16 protein-coding genes are annotated in these 16,527 nt (G+C 32.2%); 1 reads left to right on the top strand and 15 read right to left on the bottom strand.

Annotated features, from left to right (window positions below; all coding sequences use genetic code 11):
- Positions 1-39 precede the first annotated feature (39 nt).
- The 13 genes from ACTTAW_RS01555 to ACTTAW_RS01495 all read right to left on the bottom strand — a co-directional run bounded on the left by ACTTAW_RS01555 (position 40) and on the right by ACTTAW_RS01495 (position 13,127).
- The gene (locus ACTTAW_RS01555; protein WP_440650852.1) at positions 40-756 is read right to left on the bottom strand and encodes an alpha/beta hydrolase; all 717 of its coding nucleotides are present in this window, start codon (positions 754-756) and stop codon (positions 40-42) included.
- Positions 757-841: 85 nt separating this feature from the next.
- A complete protein-coding gene (locus tag ACTTAW_RS01550; RefSeq protein ID WP_440650851.1) occupies positions 842-1,747 on the bottom strand; it encodes a DMT family transporter in 906 nt (301 codons plus the stop codon).
- A 17-nt stretch (positions 1,748-1,764) separates the two neighbouring features.
- Positions 1,765-1,941, bottom strand: coding sequence for a hypothetical protein (locus tag ACTTAW_RS01545; protein ID WP_179850415.1), 177 nt, complete (start codon positions 1,939-1,941; stop codon positions 1,765-1,767).
- Positions 1,942-3,270 (bottom strand): amidase, encoded by a 1,329-nt coding sequence (locus ACTTAW_RS01540; protein ID WP_440650850.1) that lies wholly within the window; start codon positions 3,268-3,270, stop codon positions 1,942-1,944.
- Between the two features lie 6 nt (positions 3,271-3,276).
- On the bottom strand, positions 3,277-4,638 hold the full coding sequence (locus ACTTAW_RS01535) for a TRAP transporter large permease (RefSeq protein WP_440650849.1): 1,362 nt from the start codon (positions 4,636-4,638) through the stop codon (positions 3,277-3,279).
- Positions 4,628-5,212 carry a TRAP transporter small permease subunit gene (locus ACTTAW_RS01530; protein WP_440650848.1) on the bottom strand — a complete coding sequence of 195 codons (585 nt, stop codon included), beginning with the start codon at positions 5,210-5,212 and terminating at the stop codon, positions 4,628-4,630. The genes ACTTAW_RS01535 and ACTTAW_RS01530 overlap by 11 nt, the downstream gene beginning before the upstream one ends.
- A 76-nt stretch (positions 5,213-5,288) precedes the next feature.
- Positions 5,289-6,449, bottom strand: coding sequence for a TRAP transporter substrate-binding protein (locus ACTTAW_RS01525; protein WP_075505835.1), 1,161 nt, complete (start codon positions 6,447-6,449; stop codon positions 5,289-5,291).
- A gap of 125 nt (positions 6,450-6,574) precedes the next feature.
- A complete protein-coding gene (locus tag ACTTAW_RS01520) occupies positions 6,575-7,648 on the bottom strand; it encodes an ABC transporter ATP-binding protein (protein WP_440650847.1) in 1,074 nt (357 codons plus the stop codon).
- On the bottom strand, positions 7,641-8,720 hold the full coding sequence (locus ACTTAW_RS01515) for an ABC transporter ATP-binding protein (protein ID WP_440650846.1): 1,080 nt from the start codon (positions 8,718-8,720) through the stop codon (positions 7,641-7,643). The genes ACTTAW_RS01520 and ACTTAW_RS01515 overlap by 8 nt, the downstream gene beginning before the upstream one ends.
- Positions 8,720-9,568 (bottom strand): carbohydrate ABC transporter permease, encoded by an 849-nt coding sequence (locus tag ACTTAW_RS01510; protein WP_440633108.1) that lies wholly within the window; start codon positions 9,566-9,568, stop codon positions 8,720-8,722. Before ACTTAW_RS01510 ends, ACTTAW_RS01515 begins: the two co-directional genes overlap by 1 nt.
- A gap of 3 nt (positions 9,569-9,571) precedes the next feature.
- Positions 9,572-10,435, bottom strand: coding sequence for a carbohydrate ABC transporter permease (locus ACTTAW_RS01505; protein ID WP_075505839.1), 864 nt, complete (start codon positions 10,433-10,435; stop codon positions 9,572-9,574).
- 72 nt (positions 10,436-10,507) lie between these two features.
- Complete coding sequence (locus ACTTAW_RS01500; RefSeq protein ID WP_440635396.1) at positions 10,508-12,046, bottom strand: extracellular solute-binding protein; 1,539 nt, start codon at positions 12,044-12,046, stop codon at positions 10,508-10,510.
- A gap of 19 nt (positions 12,047-12,065) precedes the next feature.
- Positions 12,066-13,127: an NAD(P)-dependent alcohol dehydrogenase gene (locus ACTTAW_RS01495; RefSeq protein ID WP_262589926.1), complete on the bottom strand. Its 1,062-nt coding sequence runs from the start codon at positions 13,125-13,127 to the stop codon at positions 12,066-12,068.
- Positions 13,128-13,270: 143 nt separating this feature from the next.
- On the opposite strand from ACTTAW_RS01495, the gene ACTTAW_RS01490 reads away from it, so the two are divergent.
- Entirely contained in the window at positions 13,271-14,359 is a 1,089-nt protein-coding gene (locus tag ACTTAW_RS01490; protein WP_440650845.1) for a GAF domain-containing protein, read from the top strand.
- On the opposite strand, the gene ACTTAW_RS01485 is transcribed toward ACTTAW_RS01490, so the two are convergent.
- Both ACTTAW_RS01485 and ACTTAW_RS01480 read right to left on the bottom strand, forming a co-directional pair.
- The gene (locus tag ACTTAW_RS01485; protein ID WP_440650844.1) at positions 14,356-15,561 is read right to left on the bottom strand and encodes an MFS transporter; all 1,206 of its coding nucleotides are present in this window, start codon (positions 15,559-15,561) and stop codon (positions 14,356-14,358) included. The genes ACTTAW_RS01490 and ACTTAW_RS01485 overlap by 4 nt on opposite strands.
- Before the next feature lie 6 nt (positions 15,562-15,567).
- The gene (locus tag ACTTAW_RS01480; RefSeq protein WP_075505843.1) at positions 15,568-16,521 is read right to left on the bottom strand and encodes a 2-hydroxyacid dehydrogenase; all 954 of its coding nucleotides are present in this window, start codon (positions 16,519-16,521) and stop codon (positions 15,568-15,570) included.
- Positions 16,522-16,527: the final 6 nt, after the last annotated feature.

The raw sequence follows: 16,527 nt of genomic DNA, 5'->3' as shown, positions 1-16,527 counted from the left end.
TAATTAGAATTTTTGGAATAAAATTGTTTTGATTGTGGCTTAATTTAAACTTTTTATAAATGAACCTAGTTGGAAAACCATATTATTATCAAATTCCATCATATGATCGTCATGTTTGGTAAAATAAGAGGACTTTGGATCATTTGCTAAATCAAACATCTTCTTTCCCATTGAAAAAGGAACAATTTGATCTTTTTCGCCATGCATAACTAAAACCGGAATATTAATATTTTTTATTTTTTCATCATTTTTATATTTATCTTTTAATATTAGAGAGACAGGAATGTATGGATAAAAATTCTTAGCTGCAGCAATCATTGAAGTGAAAGGTGTTTCTAAAATTAAACCAGCATATCTTTTATTTTGAGAAACCTCAGTTGCAATTCCTGTGCCAAGTGACTCTCCATAAATGATTAAATCACTGTCACTCAAACCTTTATTTTTAAGCCAGTTAATTGCACTTTTTCCATCCTCATATAAAGCATTTTCAGATGGTTTTCCTAAATTTCCACTAAATCCACGCCAAGCGATTATTAAAAAATTTACATCCATATTTTTAAAATGATTTAATTTATGAATTCTATTTTCTAGGCTTCCTGCATTTCCATGAAAATAAACAACAGTCTTAAATTTTTTCAAATCTTTTTCATGAAACCATCCTAAAAGGCTAATGTTATCTGTTGTTTGAATTTGAACTTTTTCTATCTCTACTTCTATTTTATCTCCTGAATAATTATTTTCCTGGGGATGATACATTAGATTTCTTTGAAATATAAAAAGATAAGCTAGTAAAATAAAATATATAACTAAGATCCAAAATATAATTTGCAAAATTAATTTCCTAGGTTTTGGTATCATAATTTTTCTTTGCTAAGTAAACTCCAACAAAAACAAGTACAGTACCAATATAATGAAATGTTTCTAAATTTTCATCAAACAATATAAATCCGTAAATTGCTGCATAGATAGTAAATACATATAAGGTAAAGCCAGTAAGTGAAGCTCCTAAGCTTTCTTGAGCTTTAGTATATAAAGTAAATGCTATAATTCCTGGTGAAACGGCTGCAAATATAGTCCACAATAAAAAATCAGAATTAAATATAGTTGGTTCAAAATAAATTTCTTCTGCCAAATAAAATGGAAATAAACTTACTGCACCAAAAAAAGATATCATAGAAAATCTAGTAAAAATCGATAATTGAGATTTCCAGTAAAATAAATAAATCGAATATAAGGCCCAGCCAATCGCAGCTGCCAACATCCATAAATCTCCAATGGTGAAATTTAAATTTAAAAGTAAATTTAAATCTCCTTTAATAATAATTGCCAAAACTCCAACTAAACACGAAATCAAACCAATAATTTTTAATAAATTAATTTTCTCTTTAAAAAATATTGCAGAAATTATAATTATAAAAATGGGAGATGAGGTATAAATAATTCCCATATTTGTAACAGTTGTCGTTTTACCTGCTAAAAAAGGAAAAGCTCCACAAACTCCACATCCCATTGCTCCTAGAAAAAATAATTTTGAGTATTCATTTTTAATAACTTTGAAATTTTTTTTTAATGATAAATATGTGAAAGGTAAAAGAAGTAAAAATACAAACGTCCACCTCCAAAAAGCTAATGAAATTGGGGGCACAAACTCAACACCACCTCTAGCAACAATTAAATTAGATGCCATAAATATTGGTTGAATAAATAAAAGAGATAAAGCTAATAAATTTTTATTTTGACTAGACAATTGTATATTAAGAAAAATTATTTTTTATCGAAAAACGCTTCGTAAACCATCATAAAAATTGCTCCACCCATTAAAATATAAACAGGAAGAACATCAAAAAATCCAATCATCGATGATCTAGTCAACGTTGTTGCAAGTCCTACTAAAAAAGCAATTGCGAGAAGAGAACCTAAAAATGTTGTAAATTTTTGCATTTAATTATTACATTCCTTTTCTAACCAATTAGCAACACCTAAAAATCTTTGATCATCATATTTTGCGCCAATTAATTGTACACCTAAAGGTAAATTGTTTTCACCTTGAAGTATAGGTAATGATATACAAGGTGTACCTAAATAAGACCATACTTTATTAAATTCTGCCGTTCCTGTGCTTTTTAAACCTTTCAGTGCTACTCCAGGACTAGATGGGGATAAAACTCCATGATAATCCTCAAAAACTTCCTTATAAGATTCATAACTTCTTTTCATAAAATCTATAGCTTCTGCATATTCTTTTGCAGAATGTTTGTTACCTTTTGAAATTGCATCTTGCATATATTTAGATAATTTTTTCTTATACTTTTTATAATAGAGTGAAAAATTATTAGCCAAATCTGTCTCATGAATTATTTGATGGTATTTATGAATATCTTTAAAGTACGAAGGTGTATCAAAAATTTCAATATTATTTTTGAATGATTTTATGAAGTATTCAAATGCTTCTCTTGATTTTTTTCCAAGAAGCTTCCAGTGATCAGTTTTGTAAAAAATGAATTTAGGATCAAACAAAGGTCCTTTTTTTGTTTCAGTCAACATTTCATCACTAGAATAATGAACAGTTGCTGTGTCATAATTATCTTTTTTGATTAAAATTTTAGCAAGAAGAGCAACATCTTCTACTGATCTTCCAAAAACACCAATGTGATCTAATTTTTCAGATGTTTTAAGAACTCCATTTCTACTTATTAATCCATAACTGGGCTTATAACCAACAACTCCACAATAAGATGCAGGTCTTATAACCGAACCTCCTGTTTGAGAACCAATTGCAAGCGGAGCCATAAAAGAAGCTACTGCTGCAGCAGATCCACTAGATGATCCACCTGGAGTTCTAGAATAATCATGAGGATTTGTAGTTTTTGGGGGGCCTAAAAAAGCTAATTCAGATGTTGCTGTTTTTCCCATCACAATCGCACCAGCTGAAATTAATAAATCAACTATTTCAGCATTCTGAGAATATGATTTACCTTTTCTTATTGATGTTCCACATTCTGTAGGCATATCAAGAGTTCCAACAATATCTTTTACTGCAACAGGAATTCCATGAAGTGGACCAAGAGGTTTTCCTAAATTTCTATGTTCATCCGCCTCTGCTGCTTTTTCTAATAAAAGTTTTTTGTCAAAGTGCGCCCATGCTTTTACGTCTTTTTCAAATTTGTTTATTCTGTCGATATAAATTTTGCACAACTCTACTGAAGTAATTTGAGAATCTTTAATTTTTCCAGCAAGTTCTTCAACTTTTAACGAAAAAACATCTGTCATTTTTTTTTATTGTGCAAATAAAGTTTCTGGCAACCAAAGTGCTATTCCTGGGAACATATACATTAAAAACATTGCAAAAATTACAATCGCTAAGAAAGGCATTATTCCTCTAAATATATCCAAAAGTTCTACATTAGATTTTTGAACTCCTTTTAAATAATAGGCTGACATTGCCATTGGTGGAGTTAAGAAAGAAGTTTGCAAATTTAAAGCAATTAACATTGCAAAGAAATACGGATTAACACCAAATACCTCTAACAATGGCAAGAATATTGGAACAAAAATAATCAAAATTTCAGTCCATTCTAAAGGCCATCCTAAAAGGAAAATGATTATTTGAGTGATGATTAAAAACTGCCACGTAGTAATATTTATAGAGGTAAAGAAGTGCTCAAATACTTCGTGTCCTCCTAAATAAGAAAATACTGATGAGAAAGTCCAGGAACCAATAAACAACCACATGATCATTGCAGTTGTCTTAGCAGTTAAAAAAACAGACTCTTTAAAGTTTTGCCATTTAAGTGTTTTATAAAACCAAGATAAAAGAATTGCTCCAAAAGCTCCTGCTGCAGCTGCTTCTGCTGGAGTTGCAATACCTGCTAAAATAGTTCCTAAAACAAGCATAATTAAACCAAACAACGGAACGAAAGAAATCAAAACTTCTTTTAGAATTTCACCAGTTGGTGGGATATCTTCTTTTGGAGGTCTAGGAGCTATCGATGGATTTAACCATGCTCTAAATACTGCATAAGCAATATAAAGACCTGCTAAAAGTAAACCTGGAAATATTGCTGCTGCAAAAAGTCTTAAGGGTGATAGTTGGGCTATTACGGAATAAACAATAAGCATAATGCTTGGAGGAATTAAAATTCCTAAACATCCACCAGCACAAATTATTCCTGACGCAAATTTTTTATCATATCCTGCTTTAACCATTGCAGGCCAAGCTAACAGTCCCATCAAAGTTACAACGGCACCAATAATTCCTGTTGCAGTCGAAAATAATGTACACGTAATTAATGCAGCTACCGCCATTGAAGCTGGGAGCCTGTGTGCTGCTAATCTAATTGCAAAAAATAATTTAGCTACAATTCCTGCTCTTTCAACAAGATAGCCCATAAATAAAAATAAAGGTACAGCTGTAAGAACGTTGTTGTCCATTACTGTGTAAGTGTTTTGAACAAACAGTTGGAATATACGATTATCAAAAATGTGCTCCATCATTGTTGCATCGTAATAAGCAAAATATCCAAACCCTATTCCCATAGCCATTAAAGTAAAAGCAATAGGAAAACCTAAAAGAACTGCAAACAAGAACATACCCATCATCAAAATTGCAATTTCTGGATTTGTTAGACTAAATAACATTTTTTTCGTCCTCTTCTTGAGCTGTTCTCATTAAAACTTGTTCTGTTTCTTCTGCCACAACCATTCTTGCTGGCCATTGTCCTGTTTGAATACAAATAATTGATCTGAATACTTCGCTAATCCCTTGAATTATTAATAAAACACCAGCAGCTGGTATCATAGTTTTAACCATATAAATTTGAATTTGAGCTGGACTACTCCAACTAGTCTCTTTTATTTTCCAAGCAAGCGCTGCATACTCATATCCGTAAAAAGCTAATGCAATTACTCCTGGGAAAAAGAAAATAAAATATAATACTAAATCAATCCAAGCCTGGGTTCTTTGACTAAACAATCTATATATAACATCTCCTCTTACGTGAGATTCCGTAGCTAAACAATAAGCACCTGACATCATTAAAATTGCACCATACATTTGCATACTAAAGTCAAAATTCCATAGCGTTGGAGAATTAAAAACGTAAGCCATCACTACTTCATAAACAGTTCCTCCCATTAAAACTACGATGCACCAAGAGAAAGCTTTTCCCATCGATGTGCTGAGAGTATCTGCAAATTGAATAAATGACTTCATATCAAAGAAATATATTAAAATACGTGTAAAAAAAAGGGGGTTTTTCAACCCCCTTTTAAATTTATTTTAAAGTTAATTAGATTTTAACTTTTTCGATTGGACCAAACTCATTTTCATAAGCTAATTTGTAGTTCGGTTGATTCATCAACAGATACTTCATAGTTCTCTTAGCGTATGCTTTTTGTGAGTCTACTACTTTCTTGAAGAAAGCGTCTTTAGCAGCAAACTCTCCTACAACTTTATCCCAGCCTTTTAATTGCTCAGCTAAAATTGCATCAGATGTTTGGTAAACGTTTACCTTGTGCTCATTCATCAACTTAGCAAGGTCAGTTGAATATCTAACCAATGCTTTGAAGTAGTTATCTGAGTTTGCAGCGTAAGCAGCATTTCTCAAGATAGCTTGATGAGCTGGTGAAAGGCTATCGTATCTTTTCTTGTTAATCGGCACTTCAAACATTTCCTGAGATTGGTGGAAACTTCCTAAGTGATAATGTTTAGATACGTCTTGCATTCCAAACTGTGAGTCTGATGTTGGGTTGTTAAACTCAGCAGCATCAATCAAACCAGTTTTCATTGCTGGTTGGATTTCACCACCTGGTAACTGTCTTACAACCATTCCCATAGCAGTTAAAACGTTAGTCGCTAGACCAACAGTTCTATACTTCATACCTTTAACATCAGATACTTTAGTTACGTTCTTTTTGAACCAACCAAAAGGCTGTGCAGGCATTGGCATATGGAAGAAACCGTAGTAATTAAATCCTACGCTTTTTACAGCTTCATCGTATAAAGCTCTTCCTCCACCATACTCCATCCATCCCATAACTTCTTGAGATGACATTCCGTATGAAGGACCTGTTCCGAAAAGAGATGCAGCAGGGTTTTTTCCGTACCAGTATGCTGTCACCCAGTGACCCATATCTACTACTCCAGAACTAACCGCTTGTCCAATTTCAGAAGTTTTTACAACTGCTCCAACTGGTTGAACGTCAATTTTTAATTTACCATCTGACATATCGCTAACCATTTTCGCATAGTCTGACGCCATTTCGAAAAAGATGTTAGCACCTGATGGCCAAGCAGCTTGCATTTTTAAAGTAACGTGACCGTCACCTAAAGCAATGTTTGGCATAGCTACTGCTGCTGCTGTTGCTGCACCAGTTGCTGCCGCTGCTTTGAAGAACTTTCTTCTTGAAGGAGTTTTAGAACTCTTCAAAGATTTCTTATTCTTAATCATTTATTCTCCTCTAGTTAATTAACTTGGCGAGCACTAAAACATATTTTTAAATTAGAGTCTTTCTAAAAAGTGACCTAGAATGGGTTAGATGGAGTTTTTTTACAATTACAGGTAGTATTTAAAACTTAAATCAATTTGTTATTTTCGTAAATACAGCACTTTTCAGCTGGTATATGAAGTTTAATTTTTTCACCTGAAATTTCAGTTTCTCTATTAACTTTAGATTTAATTTCAAAATTATCCATTCTTGCAGTTATCAATTTGTAATTACCAAAATCTTCAACTTTTTGAACATTCACATCAACAAGATTTTCATTTTGATTTTTTGCAATTTTAATAAACTCAGATCTAATTCCTAATTTTATATTTTTACTTTTTAAATTAGACAAATTTGTATTCGTCTTAATTATTGTATTATTTATTTTAACAGTATTTTCTGAAGTTGCTTCACTATCAAATAAATTCATAGCAGGTGAACCAATAAAGTAACCAACAAAAGTTGTATTAGGTCTTTCAAATAATTCTTTAGGTGAACCTGTTTGCACAACCTCTCCTTCGCTCATCACAATTATATTGTCTGCAAATGTCATGGCTTCATTTTGATCATGTGTTACATAAACTAAAGTTGTTTTGTATTGTTCGTTTATTTCTTTTAGGTTTCTTCTCAATCTAAATTTTAAATCAGGATCAATAACAGTCAAAGGCTCGTCCATTAAAACTGCAGCAACATCTTCTCGAACCAAACCTCTTCCTAAAGATATTAATTGTTTTTGATCTGCTGTTAATTTTCGTGCAGGAGAGTTTAAAAAAGATTTTAAATTTAAAGTTTCTGCAACAGAATTAACTCTTTCATCTATTTTAGCTTTTGAAAAATCTCTACATTTTAATGGAAAAGCAAGATTTTCAAAAACTGTCATGGTGTTATAAATTACTGGGAACTGAAAAACTTGAGCAATATTTCTTTCCTCGGTTTTTAAATCTGTAACATCCTTATCATCAAATAATATTTTTCCAGCTGATGGTCTTACTAATCCAGAAACAATATTTAACATCGTCGTTTTTCCACATCCTGAAGGACCTAAAATTGCATATCTATTTCCATTCTCCCAAGTCATCGAAAATGGATTTAATGCATAAACTGGATTTGGATCATTTGGATTATAAGAATGTGAGATATTACTTAAATCAATTTTAGCCATTGTTTCCTCCAAATGGTGAGGATGCTAATTTACCATCAGCAGCAAAGGCATAAGCTCTATCTATTTTAAAATCTATTTTAATCTTGTCATGAATTTTAAAATTCAAAACCTCTTCAATAGAAATAATAATTTTTATGGTTCCTCTTTTCAAATGGAGTAAAGTTTCAGAACCACTAATTTCAGCAAGCTCAACTTCAAATTCATGACCATTTTCATTAAGTTCAATGTCTGAAGATCTTAAACCAATCTTTAATCCGCTATCTGTTAACTTTGATAAATGATTAGGTGCTTTAATTTCAATACCTTCAAATCTTATTTGCTCATTAGATATTTCTGCTTCAATAATATTCATAGGTGGGTCGTTAGAAATTTCAGCAACTTTTAAAGAACTTGGGTTCTCAAATATTTCTTTTGCTGGACCTACTTGTAGCACTTTGCCTTCATCTAGAACAATTACTTCTCCATTTAATTCCATGGTTTCTCTTGGGTCTGTAGTAGAATAAATTAAAATAGTTTCATCAGCTAAACCCTTTGAAAACAAACTCTTAAATTCCTCTCTAAGCTGTTCTCTCAATTTGTAATCTAAATTAACTAAAGGTTCGTCTAGCAATAATATTTTAGCATTTTTAACTAATGATCTTGCTAGAGAGACACGTTGTTGCTGACCACCAGACAACTCCTGTATTTTTCTGTTTTCATAGCCAACTAACCCAACTGATTTTAAAGACTCCATTACTTTATTTTTGATTTCTTCATTATCGATTTTTCTTTGTCTCAAAGGAAAAGCAATATTTTCAAATACATTTAAATGAGGGTAATTAATAAATTGTTGATACACCATAGCTACATTTCTTTGCCAAACTGGAACCTTTAAAAAATCTTTACCATCAAATTCAATAGCACCGCTATCTGGAGTTAAAAGACCAGCTATAGTCTTTAACAAAGTTGTTTTACCTGACAAAGTTCTTCCAAGAATTGTGTATAAATTCCCCTCTTTAAAATTAAAGGACACTTCATTTAAGTGATATTCTTCACTTGGTTTATAGGTTAGGTTGTTAGCAATTAAATTCATTATTTAATTGCTCCTGATAGGTTTCCTTTAGATAGATATCTCTCAACTATAAACGCTACTATAATTAATGGTGCAACTGAAACCAGAGCAGATGCTGACAAACTCCACCACGGAGTGACAGATGAGTTCAGGGCAACAATTTTAACTGGTAATAACTGTACTTCAGTGAAAGTTAAAATGAACGCAAAGAAAAAATCTATCCATCCAAAAATAATACAAAACATACCTGCAACAATTAATCCTGGTATTGAGTTAGGTAGTACCACTTTTAAGAAAGCTTGATAAGGATTACATCCATCAATCAAAGCTGTTTCATCGATTTCTCTTGGAACTTTATTAAAGAAATCAACCATAATCCAAACTGCAATGGGCATCAGTAAAACAATATAAACTACAATCAATCCTATGAGGCTATCTAATAAATTAATTGAACTTAAAAATAAAAAAAATGGAATTGATAAAACAATTGGTGGCATAATTCTTTGAGAAATAAAGAAAAATGTAATGTCATTATTTTTTACAAAACCTGCTTTAAAGGTGTATCTGGATAAAGCATAAGCTGACAATGTGCCAAGAATTATACTAATTAAACTTGCAGTACAGGTTACAAATAAACTATTGAAATAAGGTTCTACTATATCAACTCCACCTTTAGCTGGAGATTTTATCAAAACTTTCCAACCCTCTAAATTAGGTTCAAAATCTACCCATGGTATATACGTAACTCCCCCATTTACAGATTGAAAATCTTTAAACGATGTAGTTAAGGCCCAAAGAAAAGGAGCAACAACAAAAACTGCCCAAAAGACAATAAAAAAATATTTTAAAAATGTATAAAGCTTGCTCATAATTTATTCTTTTAAAAGTAATTTAGTTAAAACCTTTGCAATAATTGTTAAACTTATGATCATAATAATTAAGTAAGTAAAAGACATCGAAGCTGCGTATCCCATTTGAAACTCTCTCAATCCCTTAATAAAAATATAAAAACTTGATGTTTCTGTTGAGGTACCTGGACCTCCTGATGTTAGGACATATACCGTATCCATAATTTTAGATGCCTCAATTAATCTTATAATTATTGCCCCAATTGATATAGGTGCCATTAGCGGAAAAGTTACATAAATAAACTTTCTAACTGGACTAGCTCCATCAATTGCAGCAGCTAAAAATGGTTCTTTAGGTAATGACAATAAACCTGCTAATAAAAGTAGAAACATAAACGGTGTCCACTGCCAAACCTCAACTATAATTACTGTAAATTTAGCTAAAGCTGGGTCTGTTAACCATTTCGGAGATAAACCAAAATTAGATAAAATATCATTAACAGGTCCTAAAGACTCATGAAAAAAAGTTCTCCAAATAACAGTCATAATTACTGGAGTTGTCATCATTGGAACTAAAAATAATACTCTAAAAAATCTTTTAAATTTGATGTCTTTCCAAACCATATGTGCAAGAGCAAATCCAATTACATACTGGAGAATTACTGTTGTAACAGATAAAAAACTTAATCTAAAAAAAGATTCCCAAAATCTTGGGTCGTCTGTAAATAGACGGATATAGTTTTCTATACCTATAAAATCTAAACCTGGATTATAACTATTCCATCCAGATAAACTTAATCTAACAACAAAAATAATTGGAAAGATTAAAATTCCAATCAGCACAAATAGACCTGGAAACAGAAAGAAATATTTATGCTTAAAGTTCATTTGTAAAATTGGATTATATTATGTTTTTTATATGTGGCCATTTTAATAAACGGCCACATAAATTAAGTATTATTATAGTTGGTTATCTTCCATTTTAACACCAACAGCGTAGGCATCTCTTACTGCTTTTTTACCTACTCTGCTTACAATTGCTTCCCACTCTTTAGCAACTTCGTCTAATGCTTCTTGAGGAGACAATTGTCCTGCTAAAGCTTTAGAAGTTCCTGTAGCAACAGCACTTGTAAACTCAAATACACCTGGAACTCTTAGAGGGAAAACTCTATTTTGACTTTTCTCCATATCTAAAAGTGTTTGAGTGTAGCTGTTAGCGATCTCTGGATCCCAACCCATACTATTAATGTAAATATTAGGGTCGAAGTCAGAGTTTTTGAAAGGGTTAACACCAAATCTACCAATTGCTAAGTCAGCTTGGTGGTTTGCTCCATTTGAGAAGAAGCAAAGATAATCAAACGCCATATCTTTTACTTTACTTTTCTTAGCAACACCAACTGCCCAACCCCAAACAATGTAAGGAGCTTGGTTGTATTGGTTTTCCCAGCTATTTGAAACTCTGTTCCAAACTTTGTTAGCACCTGGAAGAGGAGCTGCACCTACTTTGTTTTTAATAGGGCTATCATCCTGCATCGCTGCAATAAACGCATCATCCCATGAAAAACTAAATAAAGTTTGTCCACCACCAAATGATCCAATTTCGTCACCTAGACCAAAGTTAGTTCCCCCTGGAGGAACATATTTAGTAGCTTCAACCCAATCAGTTAAAGCTTCAACAAAACCTGGATTATTAATGTTTGGTTTCATAGTTTCTAAATCAAAAAAGAAACCACCTGGAGTTCTTGGATTTTTAGCATATGCAACTGATCTGCTGAAAAAAGCTGCGAACATTAAGTCGTCTTTTTTCATAACTTCAGCTGAACCATATTCTAACTCACCATCTCCATCCCAGTCCCAACCATTAAAGAATTTTGCCATCTCAGCATATTCTTTCCAAGTTGTTGGAACTTTTAGATCTTTTCCTGTTTCTGCTTTATATTTTTTTTGCATTTCAGGATTATCAATGACGTCTTTTCTATATTTTAGATAGTGTCTGTCACCATCAACTGGATACTGGTACATAGTTCCATCCCAAGATGATACGCCCATATGAGATTTAGTTACGTCTTTCATCTCTGTTGAGTTCATATACTTCTTAGGAACTGGTGCTAAATATCTTTTCCAGTCATTGATAAAGTTAGAAAATCCAAACACAATATCGTAAGGTGCTTGTCCAGCTTGAAAAGGAACCATTGCTTTAGAATACAAATCACCCGCTGGTGTATGAGTAACTTCAACTTTAGCTCCAGTTAATTTTTCAAACTGTTCAGCATGAAGAGCTGTTGGCTCTCCCATTACTGGAATTGCGTGAGTATTTATTTTAAGAGTTTTTCCTTTGTAATTTTTCTTAGACATTTCCTCATAAGAACAATCACCTGGAATATCTCCTGTTGCTTTGATATGTGGGAATTGATCACTCCACTTATCAGCATATGCCATAGGGCTAAATATCATCATACTTGATATTACAGCCGTTAAGCAGGTTTTTATTATTTTCATTATCACCTCTCTTTTTTTTTTATGGAACTAAAACAGCTCGTCCCTTAACCTTACCATCGTTAAGATCATGAAGCGCTTTATTAGCATCGTCTAAACTATACTCCTGCATAGAGAGCTTAACTTTACCTCTGTCAGCTAACTCCATTAATTCATATAATTCAGACCACGTTCCCACTAAATTACCTACAATTGTTTTCTCAGAAATAATTAAATCAACTGCAAGTGATTTAATTTCTTCTCCATATCCAACTATGTAGTAAAAACCACCATTAGAAGTCATTTGAATTCCCATGGCAGTAGATCCTTTTTCACCTACGAAATCAATTACAGCTTCAGAACCTTTTCCTTTTGTTAGTTCTTGAACTTTTTCAATTTCGTTTCCATCAATTAAAACTCCGTGGTCACCACCAAGTTCCATTGCATGTTTCAATGCTGCTTCAGATTTTTCAACAATAATAATATCTGCTGCACACATAGCTTTTAAACATTGAATAGCGATGTGACCCAAACCTCCTGCGCCAATAATTGTACAGCTCTGACCAGGTAGCAAATGTCTTGTTGCTTTTTTTACCACTCTATAAGCTGTAAGACCTGCATCTGAAAAAGGTGCAACATCTTTAGGCGCTAATACTTTTGGAAGTTTAATTAGATTTCTAACGCTAGTTTTTAATAGTTCAGCGTAGCCACCTTCTTTAATACTTAATCCAGGAAATGCACCTGCTTCAGCATGCATATCATTACCTCTTCTACAATCTAAACAAGTTCCTCCTGTTCCAGAAATAAGTGGGTGTAATATTACAGGATCACCCTTTTTAAATTCAGTAACGTCTGAACCTACATCTTCTACCCAACCAGCATTTTCATGTCCCATTACGCATGGTAATAATTTTCCATCTGGATCTTGAATGTGTTTCCATACTCCTTCAATAATATGTAAATCAGTTCTGCAAACTCCTGCAGCACCAATTTTAACTATAACGTCTGACGCCTTTTCAATTTTAGGATCTGGCATCTCCTCACCTGTGACCCAGACCTTTTCTTTCATTTCAGGGTCATATTTATGCAAAACCTGTGCTTTCATTATTATCTCTCCTTTAATATTTCAGTAACACTATTAAAGTTCTGATATAGAATGGAGTCAACGGCATCTTTATATGTACAAAAAGTTAACAATTACAACCTGTGGTTGGTTGTTGTATCTAAAAAAACAAATAAACTTTTAAAATGTCAAACTTAAGTCACTCAAACAGCGAACTTAGAAATATCTTACATAAAAGGGATATGGGCTCTTATGAGATGGGAAAAGATATTAATGAAAGTTGGTTGAGATGTATCAGTGAAGGTCTTGATCCGTTTAATGATCCTAAACAAAGTGTAATTTCATCAATCGAATTAAAAGAGATAAAAGAGCGAAACGAATCTATCAGAAGAATAATTATTCCTGAACTAGAACTTTTATATTCCCAAATAGCAGGAACAAATTTTATGGTGGCTTATTCAGATGAGAAAGGATTAGTCTTGGATACAATTTATGACAAATCTTGTTTACAAACTGACGTTGGTAAAACAGTAATACCAGGTTCAATTTGGGCAGAAAAAATTTGTGGAACAAACGGTCTTGGATTATCTGTTGAACTAAAAAAACCAACTATCGTTTCAGGTAAAGAACACTTTTTTACTGCTCATGAAAATATTTCGTGCTTTGCAAGTCCAATCATAAATTATGATGGTAAAATTATTGGTATTATTGATGCTTCAACAGACTCAATGTCCAGAGAACAACATACGCTAGCTTTAGTAAGACTTGCAACCAGAAGTATCGAAACCAAATTGTTTATTAAAAAGTTTGAAAACGAATTAATTATTTCATTTCACCCAAGACAAGAATATCTAACTACAACTAGTGTTGGAATGCTGGCAATAAATGGGGATGGATTAATTGTGGGTGCAAATAACAATGCAAAAATTATGCTTAATGGACTAGTTGACTTGAAAAATGAAAATTTTAATAAAATTTTTACAACTTCATTTTCATCAATTGCATCAGATATCTTAAATAATAAAACTCTAAAGATAACAGATCATTTAGGTTCATCTGTTTTTGTGGTCAAAAGTCAAAATTTTAAAGAAGGTAAATTTATAGAAACTGGCAAACAAAACAAAACTTACGCTTGTAAAAATTGCGAGGATACAAAAATTAAAAGAGAAAAGTGTATTCTAATTAGATCTACTTTTAGTGAAACTAATAATATTTCTGCAGCATCAAGAAAATTAGGTGTATCTAGAACTACAATTTATAAGCATCTAAATTAATTATTTTTTACTAAAAAATATAAATAAGAAGTTAAAGACGTAACTAGTACAAAAGACATTGCTAATTGAAATGAAGCAATTTCAGAATAATTTAAACTTAATCCTAAATCTATAATAAGGCCGATTATCCATTGCAGAAAGAAGGCACCTATAAATATCAATAGATTATAAGAAGTTAGAGCTTTGCCTGCATTAGATACAGAGAAAGCCATCCCAACTGCTGGCTGAATTAAGGATAAAAATACAGCTGAAACTATGAATAATGCCCAATGAATTGAATCTGTATTTGGACCCAGATAAATAATTACACCCAATACCAATAAACTTAATGGTGAACCATATTTCAATAATCTGATTGCATCATTAACGTTCTTTGAAAATTTCGGAACAAAATAGCCCCATATCAAAAATGATAGCAACATAAAAAAATAAACTAAAAATAACCCTTTTGCACTTTCTTCTGGTGTATACCCAGATACTTTTATCATCCAAGGACCAGCCCATAGTGTTTGGATAGCAAATAATCCTCCAGTGCTAAAAAAGCCCATTGGAATAACACTTCTGAAGAATTGATTTTGCCAAACAATACTCAATTTTGCATCATCGTTTTTCTGACTACCTTTTGAAGTCCACTGAGGAATAAAAATAATTATCAAAATTATACAAACCAAAGTTATGAAAGCTAAAAGCAAAAATATATTTCTCCAACCAATTATAGGTAAAAAAAATTGAACTGGTAAACTTGATGACAACATACCAATTGCACCGACCATTAACATCCATGAGTTTGCACGTTGTTGGGTTTCATCTTGATACCAAATCCGATAAGCTGTCAAAGGCCCCATTAAACAAGCTCCAACACCAACTCCTATAATAATTCTAGATACTAAAAGAGTTAAAAAATTCTGAGCGAGAGTAAATATTAATAAACCAACAATGGTTAATGATAAAAAGTATGAAACAATTTTTCTTGGACCTCTCATGTCTAGCATATAGCCTAAAGGGATTTGTACACTTGCAAATCCTAGAAAATATCCACCTCCCAATAATCCAAGCTCTCCCGCAGAAAGATTAAATTCATTTACTAATTCAGGTGAAATTGTTGCAGTTATTGCTCTTAAGAGAGTAGAAATAAAATATCCTAAAGCAAAAACTAAAAAAATTATAATAGCTTTTGATTTAGCTAGAACAGGTTTATTCATTAAAATTTAGTTAACTTTATTAACGCAATTACCAGTTCTAAAAAATTCTTCTATATTGTCTATTGCTAAATTTCCCATTGCAATTCTAGTATCTTTTGTAGCGCTTCCTAAATGAGGCAAAACAAAAACACTCGGGATTTTTAAATAACCAGGATTTAAGTTTGGTTCATTTTTATAAACATCTAATCCTGCAGCATAAATTTTTCTTCTATTCAATGCATCAATCAAAGCTTCATCATCAACTATATCACCTCGAGCAACATTTGTTATCACAGCACCTTTAGGGAAATACTCAACTGTCTCTTTATTTATAAGGTTTTCTGTTTCCTTTGTAGCTGGGCAACAGATAGATAAAACATCTGAAACTGAAAAAAGACTTTTTATACTGTCATGATAAATTGCGCCCTGCTCTTTATCTTCACTTAATTTTGAACGATTATGATAATGAATAACCATGCCTAAAGATTTAGCAATATTTGCAATTTTTTGACCGATACGACCCATACCTAAAATTCCTAGTCTTGTTCCTGTTAACTGTTTTCCAATTAAATAATCTGCGGACCATTTCCATCCACCCTCACGCGCAGATTCAATTCCTTCTGACGCTCTTCGACAAGCTCCTAATATAAGCAATATTCCTATCTCAGCTGTAGCATCTGACAAAACTTCTGGGGTATTAGTTACGGCAATACCTCTTTTTTTAGCAGCATCTAAATCAATATTTCCAAAACCAACTGCAAAATTTGAAATTATTTTAATACTATCTGGAAGTTTATTTATTGTATCAGCATCTAATTTTTCAGTTAAAGATGATAAAATTCCATCACATCCTTCACTCATTTCAATAATTTTTGATTGTGAATAAAGTTCATCATTTGAATTAAATTTAGCTTCAAATAATTTTGATGCTTTATCTTCACTCTCTCGGATCAGTCTTCTTGTAATTAAAATTTTTTTCATAAAACC

The organism is Candidatus Pelagibacter sp. HIMB1495 (assembly GCF_052047955.1).
GTDB lineage: Bacteria > Pseudomonadota > Alphaproteobacteria > Pelagibacterales > Pelagibacteraceae > Pelagibacter.
The sequence above is the reverse complement of the archived record's forward strand: the minus strand, read 5'-3'. Positions and strand labels throughout refer to the sequence as shown.

Bases quoted from the DNA above. Each gene is read 5' to 3' on its own strand.
- ACTTAW_RS01555 (WP_440650852.1), bottom strand. From the start codon at position 756: ATGTATCATCCCCAGGAAAATAATTATTCAGGAGATAAAATAGAAGTA.
- ACTTAW_RS01545 (WP_179850415.1), bottom strand. From the start codon at position 1,941: ATGCAAAAATTTACAACATTTTTAGGTTCTCTTCTCGCAATTGCTTTT.
- ACTTAW_RS01540 (WP_440650850.1), bottom strand. From the start codon at position 3,270: ATGACAGATGTTTTTTCGTTAAAAGTTGAAGAACTTGCTGGAAAAATT.
- ACTTAW_RS01535 (WP_440650849.1), bottom strand. From the start codon at position 4,638: ATGTTATTTAGTCTAACAAATCCAGAAATTGCAATTTTGATGATGGGT.
- ACTTAW_RS01530 (WP_440650848.1), bottom strand. From the start codon at position 5,212: ATGAAGTCATTTATTCAATTTGCAGATACTCTCAGCACATCGATGGGA.
- ACTTAW_RS01525 (WP_075505835.1), bottom strand. From the start codon at position 6,449: ATGATTAAGAATAAGAAATCTTTGAAGAGTTCTAAAACTCCTTCAAGA.
- ACTTAW_RS01520 (WP_440650847.1), bottom strand. From the start codon at position 7,648: ATGGCTAAAATTGATTTAAGTAATATCTCACATTCTTATAATCCAAAT.
- ACTTAW_RS01515 (WP_440650846.1), bottom strand. From the start codon at position 8,720: ATGAATTTAATTGCTAACAACCTAACCTATAAACCAAGTGAAGAATAT.
- ACTTAW_RS01510 (WP_440633108.1), bottom strand. From the start codon at position 9,568: ATGAGCAAGCTTTATACATTTTTAAAATATTTTTTTATTGTCTTTTGG.
- ACTTAW_RS01505 (WP_075505839.1), bottom strand. From the start codon at position 10,435: ATGAACTTTAAGCATAAATATTTCTTTCTGTTTCCAGGTCTATTTGTG.
- ACTTAW_RS01500 (WP_440635396.1), bottom strand. From the start codon at position 12,046: ATGAAAATAATAAAAACCTGCTTAACGGCTGTAATATCAAGTATGATG.
- ACTTAW_RS01495 (WP_262589926.1), bottom strand. From the start codon at position 13,127: ATGAAAGCACAGGTTTTGCATAAATATGACCCTGAAATGAAAGAAAAG.
- ACTTAW_RS01490 (WP_440650845.1), top strand. From the start codon at position 13,271: ATGTCAAACTTAAGTCACTCAAACAGCGAACTTAGAAATATCTTACAT.
- ACTTAW_RS01485 (WP_440650844.1), bottom strand. From the start codon at position 15,561: ATGAATAAACCTGTTCTAGCTAAATCAAAAGCTATTATAATTTTTTTA.
- ACTTAW_RS01480 (WP_075505843.1), bottom strand. From the start codon at position 16,521: ATGAAAAAAATTTTAATTACAAGAAGACTGATCCGAGAGAGTGAAGAT.